This window comes from Deferrisoma sp., assembly GCF_054681715.1.
The window spans coordinates 1-17375 of the sequence record NZ_BAAHFQ010000018.1 but is presented as its reverse complement, the minus strand read 5'-3'; the positions used below and the strand labels follow the sequence as shown (position 1 = coordinate 17375).

At 69.0% G+C, this 17375-nt stretch carries 16 protein-coding genes; 6 read left to right on the top strand and 10 right to left on the bottom strand.

Annotated elements, in window-relative coordinates:
• Position 1: 1 nt before the first annotated feature.
• Together panD and panC are read right to left on the bottom strand one after the other, a co-directional pair.
• The gene (gene panD, locus ACY0I8_RS04775) at positions 2–364 is read right to left on the bottom strand and encodes an aspartate 1-decarboxylase (protein ID WP_461393816.1); all 363 of its coding nucleotides are present in this window, start codon (positions 362–364) and stop codon (positions 2–4) included.
• A gap of 61 nt (positions 365–425) precedes the next feature.
• Entirely contained in the window at positions 426–1274 is an 849-nt protein-coding gene (gene panC, locus ACY0I8_RS04770; RefSeq protein WP_461393815.1) for a pantoate--beta-alanine ligase, read from the bottom strand.
• A gap of 225 nt (positions 1275–1499) precedes the next feature.
• Between panC and ACY0I8_RS04765 the strand changes: the two genes are divergently transcribed.
• From ACY0I8_RS04765 to ACY0I8_RS04750, 4 genes are all read left to right on the top strand, one after another.
• A complete protein-coding gene (locus ACY0I8_RS04765) occupies positions 1500–2009 on the top strand; it encodes a Mut7-C RNAse domain-containing protein (protein WP_461393814.1) in 510 nt (169 codons plus the stop codon).
• A 255-nt stretch (positions 2010–2264) separates the two neighbouring features.
• A complete protein-coding gene (gene coaD / locus ACY0I8_RS04760) occupies positions 2265–2774 on the top strand; it encodes a pantetheine-phosphate adenylyltransferase (protein ID WP_461393813.1) in 510 nt (169 codons plus the stop codon).
• Positions 2771–3967, top strand: coding sequence for a pyridoxal phosphate-dependent aminotransferase (locus ACY0I8_RS04755; RefSeq protein WP_461393812.1), 1197 nt, complete (start codon positions 2771–2773; stop codon positions 3965–3967). The genes coaD and ACY0I8_RS04755 overlap by 4 nt, the downstream gene beginning before the upstream one ends.
• 7 nt (positions 3968–3974) lie before the next feature.
• On the top strand, positions 3975–4862 hold the full coding sequence (locus ACY0I8_RS04750) for an SEC-C domain-containing protein (RefSeq protein ID WP_461393811.1): 888 nt from the start codon (positions 3975–3977) through the stop codon (positions 4860–4862).
• Between the two features lie 173 nt (positions 4863–5035).
• Here the strand turns inward: ACY0I8_RS04750 and ACY0I8_RS04745 are convergent, their stop codons facing one another.
• The 8 genes from ACY0I8_RS04745 to ACY0I8_RS04710 all read right to left on the bottom strand — a co-directional run bounded on the left by ACY0I8_RS04745 (position 5036) and on the right by ACY0I8_RS04710 (position 14439).
• On the bottom strand, positions 5036–5503 hold the full coding sequence (locus ACY0I8_RS04745; protein WP_461393810.1) for an NUDIX domain-containing protein: 468 nt from the start codon (positions 5501–5503) through the stop codon (positions 5036–5038).
• Positions 5500–7191: a diguanylate cyclase domain-containing protein gene (locus ACY0I8_RS04740; protein WP_461393809.1), complete on the bottom strand. Its 1692-nt coding sequence runs from the start codon at positions 7189–7191 to the stop codon at positions 5500–5502. The genes ACY0I8_RS04745 and ACY0I8_RS04740 overlap by 4 nt, the downstream gene beginning before the upstream one ends.
• Positions 7192–7201: 10 nt before the next feature.
• Complete coding sequence (locus tag ACY0I8_RS04735) at positions 7202–8743, bottom strand: cytochrome c3 family protein (protein WP_461393808.1); 1542 nt, start codon at positions 8741–8743, stop codon at positions 7202–7204.
• 2 nt (positions 8744–8745) lie between these two features.
• Complete coding sequence (locus tag ACY0I8_RS04730; protein WP_461393807.1) at positions 8746–9321, bottom strand: TlpA family protein disulfide reductase; 576 nt, start codon at positions 9319–9321, stop codon at positions 8746–8748.
• 33 nt (positions 9322–9354) lie between these two features.
• The gene (locus ACY0I8_RS04725) at positions 9355–10296 is read right to left on the bottom strand and encodes an NHL repeat-containing protein (RefSeq protein WP_461393806.1); all 942 of its coding nucleotides are present in this window, start codon (positions 10294–10296) and stop codon (positions 9355–9357) included.
• A 24-nt stretch (positions 10297–10320) separates the two neighbouring features.
• Positions 10321–11076, bottom strand: a complete 756-nt coding sequence (locus tag ACY0I8_RS04720) for a hypothetical protein (RefSeq protein WP_461393805.1) — start codon at positions 11074–11076, stop codon at positions 10321–10323.
• Positions 11077–11151: 75 nt separating this feature from the next.
• Positions 11152–12975, bottom strand: coding sequence for a TonB-dependent receptor (locus ACY0I8_RS04715; RefSeq protein WP_461393804.1), 1824 nt, complete (start codon positions 12973–12975; stop codon positions 11152–11154).
• Between the two features lie 189 nt (positions 12976–13164).
• Positions 13165–14439 carry a lytic transglycosylase domain-containing protein gene (locus ACY0I8_RS04710; RefSeq protein ID WP_461393803.1) on the bottom strand — a complete coding sequence of 425 codons (1275 nt, stop codon included), beginning with the start codon at positions 14437–14439 and terminating at the stop codon, positions 13165–13167.
• Between the two features lie 895 nt (positions 14440–15334).
• Here ACY0I8_RS04710 and ACY0I8_RS04705 point away from each other — a divergent pair.
• On the top strand, positions 15335–17224 hold the full coding sequence (locus ACY0I8_RS04705; protein ID WP_461393802.1) for a GspE/PulE family protein: 1890 nt from the start codon (positions 15335–15337) through the stop codon (positions 17222–17224).
• A partial coding sequence (locus ACY0I8_RS04700) for a pilus assembly FimT family protein (RefSeq protein ID WP_461393837.1) occupies positions 17221–17375 on the top strand: 155 nt, incomplete at its 3' end. The genes ACY0I8_RS04705 and ACY0I8_RS04700, both read left to right, overlap by 4 nt.

Here is a 17375-nt window from a genome sequence, read left to right as displayed (position 1 = left end):
CTCAAGCGGCCTTTTGCGACGCGATCCGGTTCGCCCCGTCCACGAACACGAGTTTCGGCTGCCACGAGGCCACCTGCTCCTCCGGCACCTGGGCGAACGCGCAGATGATCACCAGGTCCCCGGGCGAGGCCTTGTGGGCCGCGGCGCCGTTCAAGCAGATCTCGCCCTCCCCGGGAGTGCCCGGGATGGCGTAGGTCTGGAACCGCTCGCCGTTGGCGATGTTGTAGATCCAGACCTCCTCGTAGGGCACGATGTCGGCCGCCTCGAGGAGAACGGGGTCGATCGTCACGCTCCCCTCGTAGTGGAGATCCGCCCCGGTCACCGTGGCCCGATGGATCTTTCCCTTCAGCATGGAACGGGTCATCGTCTCACCTCCGTTCGCCGCCCCTCGGCGTCGCGTATCCTCTCCCCCAGGCCCAAGCTCCCTACCCCCGCCGCTCGAGCACCCGGTTGTCGATGAGCCGCGTCCGGCCGGCGAACGCGGCAATTGCCAGAAGCGCCCGGTCGTCGATCGATCCGACCGGCTCGAGGGTGTCCGGGTGCCGGATCTCCACGTAGTCCACCCGGAGGCCCGCCCCCTCCAGCAACGACCGGATCTCGCCCGCCAGCGCCCCGGGGTCCCGCACCCCCGCCTCCACCTGCTCCTGGGCCCACCGGATCGCCCGGGGGATCGCCAAGGCCTGTCGGCGCTCCTCGTCCGACAGGTAGGTGTTCCGGCTCGAAAGGGCGAGCCCGTCGGCCTCCCGCACCGTGGGCACCCCGACGATGCGCACCGGCACGTTCAGGTCGCGCACCATCCGCCGAACCACCTGGAGTTGCTGGTAGTCCTTTTCCCCGAACACCGCCACGTCCGGCTCCACGGCGTGGAACAGCTTCAGGACCACCGTGGCGACACCCCGGAAATGGCCGGGGCGGGACGCCCCGCACAGGGGCTTCGAGATCTCCTCGACCGTCACGTAGGTCTGGTACCCTTCCGGATACATCTCGGCGGCGGAGGGGAAGAACACGGCGTCCACCCCGGCCTCCTCGCACAGCCGCCGGTCGCGCTCCTCGTCCCGGGGATACCGGTCGAAGTCCTCCCCCGGGCCGAACTGGGTGGGGTTCACGAAGATCGACACCACCACGCGGTCGGCGAGCTCCCGGGCCCGGGCCACCAGCCGGAGGTGCCCCTCGTGCAGGTACCCCATGGTGGGCACGAACCCCACGGTTTCCCCCCGCGCCCGGGCGGCCCGGGACCAGGCCCTCATCGCGTCGATCGTTTCCAGCCACTCCATGGGGTCGTCCTCGCACACGGCCAAAACAAAAGCGCCCGCCGGAGGTCCGGGGGCGCCAAGCCGCAAATGCGGCGAAACGACGGTTCTGTGCCTTCACGGGAATCCCGGAAGGTACATCGCGCTGGCCTCTCCCGTCCCGGTCCGGCCTCCCGGATCCAAGCGGTGCGGCATCTGGTATCATACCGGGGAAGGCCGTGTCAACGCCCGCGCCCGGAGGAACCCGGTTTGAATCGCGCAAGCGACGACCTCCCGCGCTTCCTGGTGGACGCCATGCTCGGCAACGTGGCCCGGGATCTCCGGCTCCTGGGCTACGACGCGGAGTTTCGTCCCGAACTGCCGGACCCGGCGCTCCTCCGGCTGGCCCAGCGGGAGGGCCGGGTGCTGGTCACCCGCGACCGGGGCCTGGTCCGAAGGGCCCGAAACGTCCGGTGCGTGTGGGTGGCGGCCACGTCCCCGGCGGAGCAGACCCGGGAGGTGTTGGCCGCCCTTCCGCCCCACCCGGCCCCTCCGGCGTGGAGCCGCTGCCTCGTGTGCAACGGCGTCCTCCGGCCCGCTCCCGACGACGCCGCCCTCGCCAAGGTTCCGGACCACATCGCGCTCCGGCATCGCAGGTCCCTCATCGCCTGCGACCGGTGCGGCCGGGTCTACTGGCCGGGCTCCCATGCGGCACGGCTCGCCGAGCGCCTCCGGCGCCTCCGGGGCGCCGCTTTACAGGTGGCGGGGGGTTCAGTATAAAGCAGGGCTTCCGAGTAACTTCGGCTAGGCGGCTGGGCGGCTCGGCAGCTAGGCGGCTAAGAACCTTCGGGATTCCGGCGTCATCGCGCCGGCCAACCCGTGGGAGCGGCTGCCGTATCAGGGGCCAGAATTCAGGAGTCAGAGGTCAGAGAACCCCCTGTCCTCTGTCGTCTGTCCACTGACTCCTGGCACGGACGCCGCGCCCGATCCGACCTTGGGCGCGAGAGGGACGCCGGCGCCCCCTGGAGGGACATCGTGAGCGAATCGGTGGCGGTTTACCCCGGGAGTTTCGACCCCATCACCAACGGCCACGTGGACATCATCGAGCGCACGGCCGAGGTGTTCGACAGGGTGGTGGTGCTCGTGGCCGTGAACCGGGACAAGCGCACCCTGTTCTCGGTGGAGGAGCGCATCGACCTCATCCGGCGCGTGTTCGCCGACCAGCCCAAGGTCCAGGTGGATGCGTTCCAGGGGCTGCTGGTGGAGTACCTGCGGCGCAACGGCTACCGGGTGGTGGTACGCGGGTTGCGGGCCGTCAGCGATTTCGAGTACGAGTTCCAGATGGCCCTCATGAACCGGAAGATTTACCCCGAGATGGACACCTTCTTCCTGGCCTCGAAAGAGAACTACAGTTATGTGAGCTCGAGAATCCTGAAGGAGGTGTTCGAGCTCGGGGGCTGCATCAAAGATCTGGCCCCCGACCTGGTGATCGACGCGCTTCGCGCCAAGTTTCGCCGGCCCCCCACGAACGGAGGTAACCCGTGAAGCTGAGTTCTCGCGCCAAACTGCTCAAGCCCTCCCCCACCCTGGCGATTACGGCCAAGGCGAAACAGCTTCGGGCCCAGGGGATCGACGTGATCGGGTTCGGGGCAGGGGAGCCCGACTTCGGCACCCCGGCCCACGCCGTGGAGGCCGCCGTGGAAGCCCTGCGGGCGGGGGACACGCGCTATACCCCGGCCGGCGGCACGCCGGAGCTCAAGAAGGCCGTTGGCGCCCGGATCGAGGCCGACTACGGCCTGCGGTACGGGGCGAACGAGATCACGGTGGCGTGCGGCGCCAAACACATCCTCTTCAATCTCTTCCAGGTGCTCCTCGAGCCCGGTGATGAGGTGATCGTGCCGGCGCCCTACTGGGTGAGCTACCCGGACCAGATCCAACTGGCCGGCGGTCGGGCGGTGATCCTCCCGACGGCCGAGGAGGACGGGTTCCGGATGCGGCCTGAGGCCCTCGAGGCCGCCCTCACGCCCCGCACCAAGGCCCTGGTGCTCAACAGCCCCTCGAACCCCACGGGGGCACTCTACACCAGGGAGGACCTCGCAGCGCTTGCCGAGGTACTCCGGGGCCGGGACGTGGTGATCGTGAGCGACGACATCTATCACCGGCTCGTGTACGGGGAAGCGCGGTTCACGAGCATTCTGGAGGTGGCGCCGGAACTCCGGGATCGGACCGTCATCGTGAACGGGGTGAGTAAGACCTACGCGATGACCGGGTGGCGCATCGGGTACGCGGCCGGGCCGGCCGAGGCGATCGCCGCCATGGAGGCCCTCCAGAGCCAGTCGGCTTCGAACCCCACGAGCTTCGCCCAGAAGGGCGCCGTGGCCGCCCTGACCGGCCCCCAGGACTGCGTGGAGGAGATGCGCCGGGCGTTCGAGGCCCGCCGGGACCTGATCGTGGAGACACTCAACCGGATCCCGGGGGTCACCTGCCGCTCCCCGGAGGGCGCGTTCTACGTGTTTCCCAACGTGTCGGGCCTCCTCGGACGCCGGTGGGGCGACCGGGAGATCGGATGCCCCGCGGACCTGGCCGCGTACCTTCTGGACGAGGCCCGGATCGCCGTGGTTCCCGGGGAACCCTTCGGCTCCGACCGCCACCTGCGACTCTCCTACGCGATCTCCGACGACGCGATTCGCGAAGGGCTCCGCCGGTTCGCGGAGGCGGCCGCCCGCCTCGGCGACTAGGAAACCGATGGACGACCAGAGGTTTCGGGGGCTTACGGACGACGAACTGGTGGAACTCCTCTACACCGCCGGGGACCGGTTGCCCCGGGAGGCGGTGGAGGAGTTCCTGCGCCGCGGGGACCGGATGCTGCCGCGGCTTGCCGAGATCGTGTCCGACAAGCGGGCGTGGACCCAGCAACTCCCGGAGTGGTGGGCCGTGGTTCACGCCACCTACATCCTGGGGGCGATGGAAACCGAGGATGCCCTCGTTCCCCTCCTCACGGCGCTTCGCTGGGCCGACGCCTTCGACTGCGACTGGGTGACCGAGGATCTCCCGAGCATCTTCGGCCGCATCGGCGACGTGGCCTACGTGCCCCTGATGCGGATCGTGGCCGACGTGACCGCGGGCCCGGGGGCCCGCTCGGTGGCGCTCGCCTCCGCGGTGGCCGCGGCCATCGGCCACCGTCGCCGGACCCGGGAGGTGACCGAGACGGCCGCGGCGATCCTGCGAAGCCCCCAGGAGCCCCTGTACCTTCGGCAGACCGCGGCCAACGTGCTCGTGGACCTCAAGGCGCGCCGGCACCGCGACCTCCTGCTGGCCTTCGGGCGCGAGGAGGCCGCCCGGCACCGGGACGATCCGGAGTACCAGGGCGTGTTCTACGACTGGGAGGTGGACGACCTGCTGGAGGACCGAACCGGGGACGCCGGCCTGGAATACTACCAGAGGGACTGGCTCGCGTTTTACGACCCGGAGGAGATCGAGAAACGCCAGGAGCGCTGGCGCCGGGAGGAGCAGGAGGCCGAAAGCGCCGGCGAGCCGGTTCCCTCCCATCCGGCGAGGCCCGACCTGGGGGCCCCCTGCCCCTGCGGCTCAGGCCGGCCGTTCGGCCACTGCTGCTACCTGCGGATGCACTAGAGGGGCGCGGGGGAATCGGGGCTTCCCAAGTTCCTTTAACCCGGCGTCAATAAAGGCGCGGGGGGCCGCCCCGGCGTGGGGCCTGCTTCCGGCCGTGCGTGAGTGCGGCATCCGGCCACTGTAGGAGCCACGCCCGGCGCTCCAGCAGGCCCCCCGCCCCGAATCGCTCCTCTTTAGCCGCCGGGTTGATAGCCTTTCCGCTTCCCGGCCTCCTCACCGTTCTCCAACCTTCGCCGTTCCCCCGTGGTCAGATAGCGGCGCACGTCGGCCAGGATCCGCCCGTGGTCGAAACAAAGGGGTTCGGGCAGACGATCCCACGACCATACCTTGACGTCGGCCGCGTCGCTTCCGGCCGCAGGCTCCCCGTCGGCCTCGGCCAGGTACACCGTCGTGATCGTGTGGCGGCGCGGATCTCGCCGGGGATCCGAGTAGGTGAAGAACTGCTCCCGCAACCGCACCCGAAGCCCTGTCTCCTCAAACGCCTCCCGGGCGGCCGCTGCCTCCAGGCACTCCCCCTCCTCCACGAACCCCCCGGGCAGAGCCCACCCGTGGGGCGGGTTCTTGCGGCGCACGAGAACCACCCCGTCGTCCCGGAGGATGACCACGTCCACCGTGGGCAGGGGATTGCGGTACCCCGTCACGCCCGGGCCTCTTTCGTCTGTTCGTTCACCCGGGAGAAGAACTCCTCGGCGTTCGCGGCCTCACCCCTCTGGTACTCGGCCCAGGCCGCCACGAACCGCAGGCGTCCCTCGGCCAGGGCGTCCTCGCCCGGGTAGGACTGCTCCTCCAGGGCGGCGACCAGATCCGCGGCCCGTTGGCGCGCCGCCTCGGCGTCCATCCCCGGCATCAGCACCGCAAAAGTGGAACCGAAGCACCGGCCGATCACTTCCTTTCCTCCGCTCTTCGCCCGGATCACCTCGGCCACGCGCTTTAGCACCTCGTCGCCGAATTTGTGACCCAACCGTTCGTTGTAGGCCGCGAAGTTGTCGATCCGCACGACCAGAAGCGACAGCGGCGACCCGGTCAACCGCGCCCGGTCGATCTCGCCTTGGAGGAGCTTCTTGAAGTGGAAGAACGTGAAAAGCTGCGTCAGATGGTCGGTGACCTCGAGTTCGTCCGCATAGAGCTTGAGCTGCTGGTACAGGCGCGCGTTCTCGATCGCCACGGCGGCCTGGCTCGTGAAAAGCTCGAGGGTCTCGATGACCTCGCCGGGAATCGGGCGTTTGCTGAGCTGGTTGTCCACGGCCACCACCCCGACGCAGTCGCTTTCCACGATCATCGGGATCACGATGAAGCTGCGGCTCCGAAGCGCCCGGATCTCATCGTAGGGGGGCTGGAGCCGCAGGTCCGACGGCAGTTCCCGGGCGTTTTCCACCCGGTAGGTGCGCTTCTGCAGGAACGCCTGGGCGATCACCCCACCGCCCGGCCCGAGCGGCAGGCGGATTTCCTCCGGGGGCTCGTCCTGGTTCCCGAACGCGCCCTTACACTCGAGCACCGTTTCCTCGGGGTTGGGGAGAAAGAGGAAGATCCGGTCGAGCCCCAGCACCTCGTGGGCCGCCCCGAGGATCGTACGGATCCGGTCCTCCAGGGACAGGGTTTTCTGCATGCTCACCGAAACCTCATGGAGCTTGCGGAGATTTCGGTTGGCGGCCTCCACGCGGCCGAGGAGTTCGAGGCGCTCCCGGTAGAACGGCTTGATCACGAGCGACACGGAGAGCGCCGTGCTCAGCAGGATGGCCACCCCCAGCACCGCGCAGGTCAGGAGCACGTATTTCTTGAGACTCGCGGCAATGCTGCTCGACGACGCGTAGGGCTCGTCCACCGCCACCACCCAGCCCCGGTCCTTGAGCACGCGGAACGCCACGATCCGGTCCTCGCCGAACAGGGTGGCGATCCCGATCCCGGCCTCGTACCCCTCGGCCGCAGCCGCCAGCTTCAGCCGGTTCCCCTGGGCCCGGTTCCCCAGGGCCTCCAGGGGCTTGTGGGCCGCCAGGAGCTCGACCTCCACCTCACCCAGGCTCGCGGCCTCCGGCATGCCGGCTGGCGCGGCCACGACCCGCCCCTCCCGGTCCACCACCCAGGCCCCCCCCGTGCGACGCAGGCGGTTACGCAGCACCACCCGGGACAGGTCGGCCTCCCCGGATCCCGCACCCGCCACCTCCTCCACGATCCGCGCCAGGTCGTCCGCCTCGGCCCGGAGCCGGGCCTTTACCTCGTCTTCGCTGAGTTTCGTGACCACGGCCCCGACCACCAGGGCGGCCAGCGCCACGATGGCCGCCGAGACCAGAATCAGCCGGACACCGAGCCCGGTGGGGACCTTTTCCGACATCGGGGCTTCCTCACATCTGGTGGCAGCCCGAACAGCCGCCCTGCACGGGCGCCATGCGGTCGCTGTCCGACGCGTGGGGGTCGTGGCAGCTCAGGCACATGAGCTTTCCTTCCGGATCGAGCCGCATGCCCGGCACCGTGAACTTGGGCGGTCGGCCCACGGGATGCTTATGGCGGGCCATGGTGTCCTCGTCGTGGCACAGCCGGCACAAGCCCTCCCCCTCCCCCTTCAGGAAATACTTCGGGTTGTCCGACGAGTGGGGATCGTGGCACCCAGAACAGTTCCCGTCGGCGAAAGGTTTGTGGAGCACGAACCGGTTCATCTTCTCCTTCATGTTCTCGTGGCACGACAGGCACAGGTCCCCCTGGGGCAACCGGATCTGGAACTTGAACGGCGACCCGTGGGGGCTGTGACAAACGGTGCAAAACCCCATCACCACCGGCCCGTGGACGTACGTCCGGGTGAACTTGGCCCGGATGTCGTCGTGGCAGGTGAAACACAGGTCCGACCCCTGGGTCACCAGGTCGTACTTGTGGGGCTTGCTTGTGAAATCGTGGCAGGGGCTGCATCCACCCACCGGAATCGGCCCGTGGACCCAGGTCTGGTCGGTGAGGTACCCGTGGCACCGCAGGCAGAACGTGGTGATCACCGTCACCTCCCCGCCGCCCTCGGGCTCCATCTGGTGGCAGTTCCGGCACCGGTCCTCGTGGTCGGGCGTGTGGAACTGGTACTCCGGAAAGGGCGACTGCAGCCCCTCGCCCATCACGGGTTCCCGGAACAGCACGATCGCGAGGTTCCCTTCGCCTCCCTCGGTTTCGGGGTACCGGATCTCGATGTAGTTGGACCCGAGGCTCAGGGGGGTGCGGACCCAGAACATCTTGCCGTAGCTCTTGGCCTCCCGTTCGCTCCCGCCGTTGAGCCTTAGGACAAACGGCCCTTTCCGTCCCCCGGTGAGACCGACCACCGAGATCGAGTCCTGGTAGGTCTTCGTGAAATTGTCCGGGGCGAGGAGGACCACGTTTTCCACCGCCGCCCCCACCTGCGCGGCGGTGGCCCCCTCCTCCACGACCCGCCGCACGGTTTCCTCCAACTCGTTCCACCGCTCCTCGTTGTACCCCACCACGGTCTGCACGATCTCCCCGTTGCGGTCGATCAGCACGTAGGTGGGAAGCGTCGTGATCCCGAACGCCCGGCTGATCTTCAGGTTGAGGTCCAACACCACGGGGAACGAGAGGATGTCCTTGAACTGGCCGTAAAACCGGCGCACCCGGGCCACATTGTACGTGTCGAGGTTCACCGCCACGACCCGGAGTCGTTCGGCGCCGTACCTGTTTTGGAGATTGACAAGCTTGGGAATGGACTGGACGCAGCTCGAGCAGTAAATCGAACCGAAATCCACGAGAATCGGGACCTTGCCCAAATGATCGGCAAGATCGAAGGTGTCGCCAGGGATCGTCATCCCTGTGAAAGGTTGTACTTTCTCGGCCGAAATGGCCGGAAGGGCGGCCACCAAGAGGACCGCCCCGAAAATCGCGCGGACCGAGAGCCGCATGATCACAGCCCCAGGGCTTTCTTCACTTCGGCCTCGAGGACCTCCTTATCGGTCAAACCCACCTCCGCGAACGCGATCTTCCCGTCTTTGCCCACGAGGTACAGGGTGGGCGTGCCGGCTACGCCGTAGGGGTCGGCCACCACGAACGACTCGTCCGGCGCGAGCTTGTCGATGAACACCCGGAAGGTGTAGCCCTGCTGCTTCACCAACCCCTGGATGCTCTTTTTCATCGGCTCCCCGTCGAGGGCCACCGCGATCACCTCGAACCCCTTGTCGCGGTACTCCTCGTAGAGCCGCTCGATCATCGGCATCTCGGCCTTGCAAGGCTCGCAGAAGATCGACCAGAAAACGAGAAGGTGGACCTTGTTCGGGGCCTCCTTGGACAACTGAAACGGCCGGCCCTCGATATCCTCGAGCGCAAAGTCCGGGGCCTTGTCCCCGGGCTTCAACATCTCGATGTCCCCGATCATCGGGATGTCGAGCGGGGTCAACTTCTTTTCTTGCGCCGCGGCCCCACCCGCCCAGAGCGCGGCCACGCCCGCCACCACCATCCACGCATACAGGGATTTCCGAAGCATGTTCCCCTCTCCCGATTCCGCTAGGAAAACCGATCACTCCCTCTCGAACTTCACGATCCGGGCCCCGGCCCGGTCGGCCACATACAGATCCCAGTTGCGCTCCAAAAAAGAACCCGCAGGCCGGAACGCCCCAACGTCGTCGCCGATCTCCGCCACCCGCTCCCCCCGGCGGTTCAAGACCCAGATCCTCCCGGACCCCTCGTCCGACAGGAACATCCGGTAAAACACGGGATCCACAGCAAGGTCCACGATCCTGGCATCTTTCGGCAACCAGGCTGAGAGGTCCAGGGTCTCCTCCCAGTCGCCGTCCAGGTCGAACCGTTCGAGCCGCCGCCACCCCTCGTTGAGAACCCAGATCCCTCCCCGGCCCTCCGGGGTGTAGGCCACGGCCGCCGGCTTTTCGAGGTGGTCCCGCCGTCCCCCGGTTCTTCGATCCCAAGAGGCCAGAAACCCGCCGTCGGGCCGGAACACCTGGACCCGTTCGTTTCCCGTGTCGGCTACGTAAAGACGCCCCCGCTCGTCGAACGTTACATCGGCCGGGTGGCGGAAGCGGCCGTCCGCGCTCCCGAGACTCCCGAGCACGAACGCCTCGACCCCCTCCTCGTCCACCACCACCAGTCGATGGTTCCCGGTGTCCACCACCCACAGCCGCCCGTCGGGCCCGAGCCCCAACCGCCGCGGCCGGTCAAGCCGGACCTCTCCGGTTCCACGGCTTCCGCCCAGGGTTTTCTCCCACCGGCCGGTCCGGGAGAACCAAACCAGGGCCTCGCGCTCCCGGTCCAGGGCGACGATCTCGCCGCCGGCCGTCACCGCGACGTCCACCGGTTCCCGGAGCTCGTTTCGGCCGCGCCCCCGCTCTCCGTACGCCTCGTCGAAGCGCCACGAGAGCTCCCGGGCCAGCCCGGCCGACGCGGCCAGGGCCACCGCGAGCCCGCCCGCGACGGCTGCGCGCCAAAGGTTCGAACGGATGGTCACCAGCGTCGGTCGCCCTCTCCACCGCTACTTCGGCTTCACCTGGAGGAGGATCTCTTCGGTCTGTTTTTCCGGCGCCACCTCGGGCTCGGCCGGCTGGCCCTCCTCGGTCGTCGGCGCTGGGGCGCCCTCCTCACCGGCCAGTTCCGCGGCCTTGGCCGCCTCGAGCATCCGCTGCACCTCGGCCTCCCGGGCCGCCCGGAACTCCGCGTCGAGTCGGGCCACGAGTCTTGCCACGCCCCGGGCGGCCACATCGTTGGGCGACGGCCCCTGGTTTACCCCCAGGATCTCCCCGAGGGTCGTGCTCGACTTGGCATAGGTCCGGCCGCTCCACAGGATGTCACCGGACTCCGTATCGATCATGTTGATTTGCAGGGCGAACTCCACGATCTCGGAGTTCTCCTCCTGGCCGAACACGAGGAGGTCGCCCAGAATCAGGGCTTGGGTCTGGAGCTCTTCACCCATCTTCCGGACAATCTCCCGGTCAAGCCCCTCGGTGTTGCGGAGCTTGAGCTTCTTCATGAGCTCGTTGACGTACCGGGGCTCCTCCACGGCGTCGAAGGTGCCCCGGTTCAGGAGCTCCTGCAGGAACAGATCCCGGGCGATCCGTGGGGCCTGGGCCCCCTCCACCACGCTGTCGAAGGGCAGCACCGCCACCTTTTTCACCTTGCCGTACTGGCGCTGACCGGCCGGGGGTTTCGCGTAGGTTTTCACCGACGCCCCCGCGCATCCCATCATGGTGGCCAGCGCGATCGCGCCCACCGCCCAGAGCATCCGCCGCATGGTGTCTCCTCCTCGTGTGTCTCGGGTCCTCGGGTTACGCTGTCTGTCGGGCGCCGAGAAACCGGCGCCACCTTATCAGAACTGCCCTTCTACCTCAATCAGATACCGGTGGGTGTCCCTCGTGTCCCCCTCGAGCTGCTGGTCGAGTTCCCACTCGAAGTTGACCGTGAAGAGGCCCTCCAGGAACTCCGCCGACAGGGTCACCTGGTGGTTGCGGGTGTCCTCGGCGTCACTCTTTTTGTCGAACTGGTACTCGTAGCTCAGGTCGTACTGCTCCAGGAAGCTCCAGTCGTAGGTGATCGAATACGTGTAGTCCACCGTCGGGCCCTCGTCGTCCTCGCTCTCGTCCGAGGCCGTTCGGGTCAGGCTCAACTCCAGGCTCATCCCCGCGAAAAAGTCCGAAAACGAGAGCGTCACGTCGGTGTCGTCGTCCCGCTTGATCGTCGCCTTGCCCTCAGCCGGATCGGTACTCGTGCGGGTGTACGTGTGGTCGAGGCTCAGGGTGGTCACCTCACCCAGCGTGAGCTCGTACTGGATCCCCACCTCCCACTGGCGCTCGATGTCCGTCTGGTTCGTCAGCAGGTCCTCGTCCTCGGTGTAGGTGTAGTCGGGCTCGAAGGTCAGGTTGGGCACGCCCTCGTAGGCGATCGTGAACTCCACGTCCCACTTGCGCTCGTCGGTGGTGCGGTCGCCCTGCTCCGTGGTCTTGTTCCAGGTGCGGGTCAGCGACACCTGGACCTGGTCGTTCCAGACCGAGGCATCGGCCTGGATCTCCCAGGTGTCGTCCACCGAATCGTCCTTGGGTTCGGCCGGGTCGTCGAACCACTCCACCTTGTCGCTCCGGTCGAACGAGGGGGAGATCGTCAGGTTCTCCAGGGGGCTAAAGTCGAGCGCCGCGGAGTAGTCCCGGGTAATCGCGTAGGAGCCCGGATCGGCCCCCCGGGTGTCCTTTCGCTCGTCGGAGTAGCTCAGGTCGATGTCGATCGTCTCGGTGAGGGAGCGGCCGTAACTCACCTCCCCGGTCCAGGTATCCGTCACGTCCACCGGGGCGGCCTGCTCCAGGTCCTTGTCCCAGTCGATCTCCCGGTCGAGGCTCAACTCCAGGTCATCCAGCGGCGTGAACGTGGCTTGGACCTGGACGTTGTTTTTCAAGCTGTCGTCGCGCTCGAGAACATCACCGCCATCGGCCAAAGTCAGACTCTGCTGGCGCTCATTGGTCCACTGGGCTTCCAGCTTGAACCGGTCTCCGAACTCCCGGTCGAACGAGATGTCCAGGCTGTACTGGCGATCCTCGGTGTCCGAGTCGGGATTGATCCGGTCGTCGGTGTCGTCGCGCTGGATATCGAAGGAGAGGTCCAAGAGGTCCCAGAACGAGTAGTCCAGGCTGGCCTCGCGCGAGGTGTCCACGGTCTGGGTGACGCCCCCTTCCTTGGAGAGGCTCCGTTGGAACGTGAAGCTCAGGTCCGGCAGCGCGTCCCCTTCCGGCTCCACCGTGAGTTCCGCGTCCCAGGAGTCGTCCCGGGTGGTCTCCTCGGCCGGGTCATGGGACGATTTCTCCGAGGTTTCCCAGCTGCCGGTCAGGGTCCACCACGGCCCCTGGAGTTCCAGGTCCACGGACGGGTCGACCTGACGGGTATCGTACCCGGGTTCGTTGATCTCGTCGGTGATGTCGAGGCCGAGCTCGAGGGAAAAGGTGAGGTCGGAATGGAGGGGGAGCTCGTAGGAAATCGAGTAGGACTGGTCCACCGTCTCGGTGGACTCGCTGCCTTCGGCCGTGACCTCGGTTTTCCGCTCGTCCGAGATCGAGGCGTCCACCGACCAGGTGGCGGCCCGCACGACGGCCGGCGCCAGGGCGGCCAAGGCGCAAAGCGCAACGATGGAAAGCCGGGGCTGGGGCATGCGTCCCGTCCGTTCCTCCGCATCCTGCCGCGACCAGAACCCCAGCCGCGGTTTTGTCTAGCAGTACCGGCCCTCGGGCCGGCCCCCGAAATGAAAAAAAGATAAAGAGTGCCCCAGGCCACCCCACATGGCCGAAAGTCCGGCGTTTTCTAGCAGAACGCCGGGGCTTGTGTCAACGAGAACACCCGGTCATCCGCCGGACGCGGCCCCCGGCACCCGGACCTCGTCCCCGGGCCGAAGCATCCGATCGGGCCCCCAGCCGTTGAGATCCAGCAGATCCGAAAGCTCCACCCCGTACCGGCGGGCAATCCCCCACAGGGTGTCGCCCGGTTCCACCACGTGCACCGCGCCGGAGGCCACCCGTTCGGGCCGGACCCGAAGCACCTGCCCGGGCCGAAGAAGCGACGAGCGGCCCAACCCGTTCCACCGCCGCAACTCCTCCACCGAGGTTCCAAACCGCCGGGCGATACCCCACAGGGTGTCCCCGGGCTTCACGCGGTAGCCGTCGGCGCCGGCCACCCTATCGGCCGGACGGCGCCGGGGCTTGAATCCGCGGGGCACGGGCACGACCAACTCCTGGCCTGGGCGGAGGCTGCGGGCCGACCGGATCCGGTTCAACTCCGAGATGGCCGCCACGCGGGTGTCGAACCGCCGTGCGATGCCCCACAGGGTGTCCCCCGGTCGCACCCGGTAGCGCTCGAAGGAGAGCCGCCGTTCCGGGGGCAGGCGTTCCAACGCCTCGGCCACCGAAGCTCCCCGGCCCGGCGGCACCCGCAGGGGGTATGCGCCGGCCCCCGGCGGGGTGCAGCCCCGGAGCAGGGCGGGGTTCAGCTCTTCGAGAACCCGGCGCCCCACCCCGGCGGCCCGCGCCGCCGTCGTGAGATCCACCGGGGTGGCCACCCGGACCGTGTCGTAGGCCCAGGGCTCGACGTCCCGTCGCCACGAAAGCCCGTAGGCCTCGGGCTCCCGGGCGATGGCCACGGCCGCGTAGAACTTGGGCACGTACCGGCAGGTCTCGCTCCGGAGCTCCCCGGCCTCCACGAGCCCCCAGAAATCCCCGGCGCCGCACCGCCGCAGGGCCCGGCCCACGGCGCCCGGGCCCGCATTATACGCCGCAAGGGCGAGCTCCCAGTCCCGGAACTGCTCGTAGAGCTCCCGGAGGTGGCGGGCCGCCGCCCGGGTGGCGAACTCCGGATCGAGCCGCTCGTCCACCCACCAGTCCACCCTCAGCCCGCTCGCCCGGGCCGTGGTCTCGATGAACTGCCACATGCCCACCGCACCGGCCGGCGATCGGGCATCGGGCCGGAAATGGCTCTCCACGAGGGCCAGGTAGGCGAGTTCTTCGGGAAGCCCCTCCTCGGCCAGGATCCCCCGGATCATGGGGAGATACCGCTCGCCCCTCTCGAACGCGGTCTCCAGGCTCCGCCGCCGGGCGCCGGAGAACTCGTCCAGGAGGGCCGACACCGCCGGATGGTCGGGGATGGGAAGTCCCGGGGGAGTCTCGGGCTCGCCGACCCCGGGATCCGCAGGGGATGGGGGCGCCGGAGCCTCCAGGGCCTTGGCGGGGACGGGCTCCGTATCGGACAAAGGCCGAGCAGGGGCTACGGATTCGGCAGCCGTCACGGGTGGGGGCGCCACCTGCCCGGGGGCCGGGGGAGGGATCCTCCCCGGCCCTAAAGGCGGAACAGGCTTTACCGGCACGTCGGTCGCGGTTCCGAGCGAAGAAGGTTCGAGGCCCTCTGCCGCCCCGGCGGCAGCCTGTGGAGCCGCCGGCCGAGGGACACGGACCGAGTCTGTGGACGGAGCGGCCGCGGCGGCCCCAGGGGCAGACCGCTCCGGCCTGGCCGGGGACTCGGCGACCGGCTGCCCCCCTGCCGGTCCCGGTTTCGAAACGCCCGCATCCCGCACCGGGACCCCGCCGGCACAGGCCGCGAGCCCGATGCACAGCCCCCCGACCAGCCCGCTCCACCGCCGCAACCCGCCGACTCCTTTCTGCCCCGCCGCCTTGAGTTTTCCGTCCGCCGTGCCGATCCGTGTGGGGAACGGGAGTCCGGCCCTGGCCCCCGCCCCCCCAGGCCGGGTAGCATGCCGACGCCCCGGCCGGGAGGCGGGGAGGGGAAACGCCCCTGGAACCCGTTTCGTGGCCGGAGCGCTTCCGTTCGGTCCCGGGGCTTGCCGACCGCCTGACCGGGGCCGCCCGGTTTTCGTCCGCCCCTCCGAGACGGGTTCCCCCTAAGCGGGGAATGCCGCCGCAGGGCCCTGCGGACGTCCTAAGCGGGGAATGCCGTCGCAGGGCCCTGCGGACGTCGCCGGGGGTTACTTAGCAGACGACCCCGAACCCGGACAAGGAGATTCTCCTTTGCACGACCCGTGCCGACCCGAACCCGAGGTGCCCACCCGCGGGGTGCTGGACGTGGCGTTTCTGGTGGAAGTCTGCCTGCGCGCAGGGCTTCTCACCGAGGCCCAGGCCCGCTACGTGCGGGAGCGGGCCACGATCCAGGAGGCCGCGCTCCGCCGGCGCCTGGGGCCGGACCTGGGGGCCGACCCGGTGGAACTCTTGCTCTCGTTCGACCTCACCCCCCCGGGGGCCGACCGGCCGCTCGACGCCGACCGGGTGCTCGAGGTCGTCGCCCGGGCGGCCGGGGTGCCGCGGATCCAGATCGACCCCCTGAAGCTCGACGCCGCGGCCATCGTGCGGTGCCTGCCCCGGGCGTTTGCCCGGCGCCACGCCGTGCTCGTCTTGGACCCCAAGGCCGACCCGGTGCCCGTGGCGGTGGCCGACCCCTTCGACGTGGCGGCCCTGGACACGGTGCGCCAGCGGCTCGGCCGGCGGCTCGCGCCCCATCTCGCGGCCCGGCGGGAGATCCTCCGGCTCATCCGGGAGATCTACGGGTTCCAGACCTCGGTGGCCGCGGCCGAGCGGGACCTGGGGGAACTGCCGGACCTCCAGAACCTGGAGCAGTTCTTCCGGATGCGCCCCGAGGCCGACCTCGATTCGGCCGACAGCCACATCGTGCGGGCCGTGGACCACCTGCTCCGCTACGCGCTCGACCAGCGGGCGAGCGACATCCACATCGAGCCCAAGCGCGAGCAGTCCACGGTGCGGCTACGGATCGACGGGGTGCTCCACACCGTGCACCGGTTCTCCCGCCGGGTCCACGGGGCCATCGTGTCGCGGATCAAGACCCTGGCCCGCATGGACATCGCCGAGAAGCGGCTGCCCCAGGACGGCCGGATCAAAACCGAGCACGAGGGCCGGTCGGTGGAACTGCGGGTCTCGACCCTGCCCGTGGCCTTCGGCGAGAAGGCGGTGCTTAGGATCTTCGACCCCCAGATCCTGGAGAACGATCTGCCGGACCTGGGCCTCGAGGGCCGGGACCTCGAGGCGGTGGAGGGGTTCCTGGCCCGGCCCCATGGCCTGGTGCTCGTCACCGGTCCCACGGGCTCGGGGAAGACCACCACGCTCTACGCCGCGCTCCGGCGGCTCGCCACCGAGGCCCGAAACGTCTCCACCGTGGAGGACCCCATCGAGAACGTGGTGGAGGCGTTCAACCAGGTGGGGGTGCAGCCCCAGATCGGGCTCACCTTCGCCTCGGCCCTGAGGACGCTGCTGCGGCAGGATCCCGACGTCATCATGGTGGGGGAGATCCGCGACGCCGAGACCGCCCGCATGGCGATCCAGGCGTCCCTCACCGGGCATCTGGTGCTTTCCACGGTCCACACCAACGACGCCCCGAGCGCCGTGACCCGGCTTCTGGACATGGGGGTGGAACCCTATCTCCTGTCCTCGACCCTGCTCGGGGTCATGGCCCAGCGGCTCGTGCGCACCCCCTGCCCCCACTGCGCCGAACTCCGGCCCCTCGAGCCGGCCCACGCCGAGGCCCTGGGGCTTTCGGCCGACACCCCCGAGCGCCGGGGCGAGGGTTGCCCCCGGTGCCGCCGCACTGGGTACCTGGGCCGCACCGGGGTGTACGAGGTGCTCGAGGTCACCCCCGACCTGGCCGAGGCGATCCACCAGACCCGGCCCACGGCCCACCTTCGGGCCCTGGCCCGGGCCGCCGGCATGCGCACCCTGCGGGAGGCCGGGGCGGCGCTGGTGGCGGCCGGCCGGACCACGGCGCTCGAGGTCCTCGCGGTGACCCCGCCCGACCCCGAGGAACCGGTGCTCGGACCCGGCCTGAAACGGAACGCGGCTTGCACGGTATCCGGGGGTGAACACCCCACGGTCCGGGGAGGAACGAAGCCATGAGGGCACGCCACCGCCGGGGCTTCACCCTGGTGGAGCTCATGATCACCATCGCCGTCATCGGCATCCTGGGGCTCGTCGTGACCCCGGGCATCCTGAAGACCATCCCCACCTACCGGGTGAACCGGGCCGCCAAGGCGCTCGCCACCGAGAT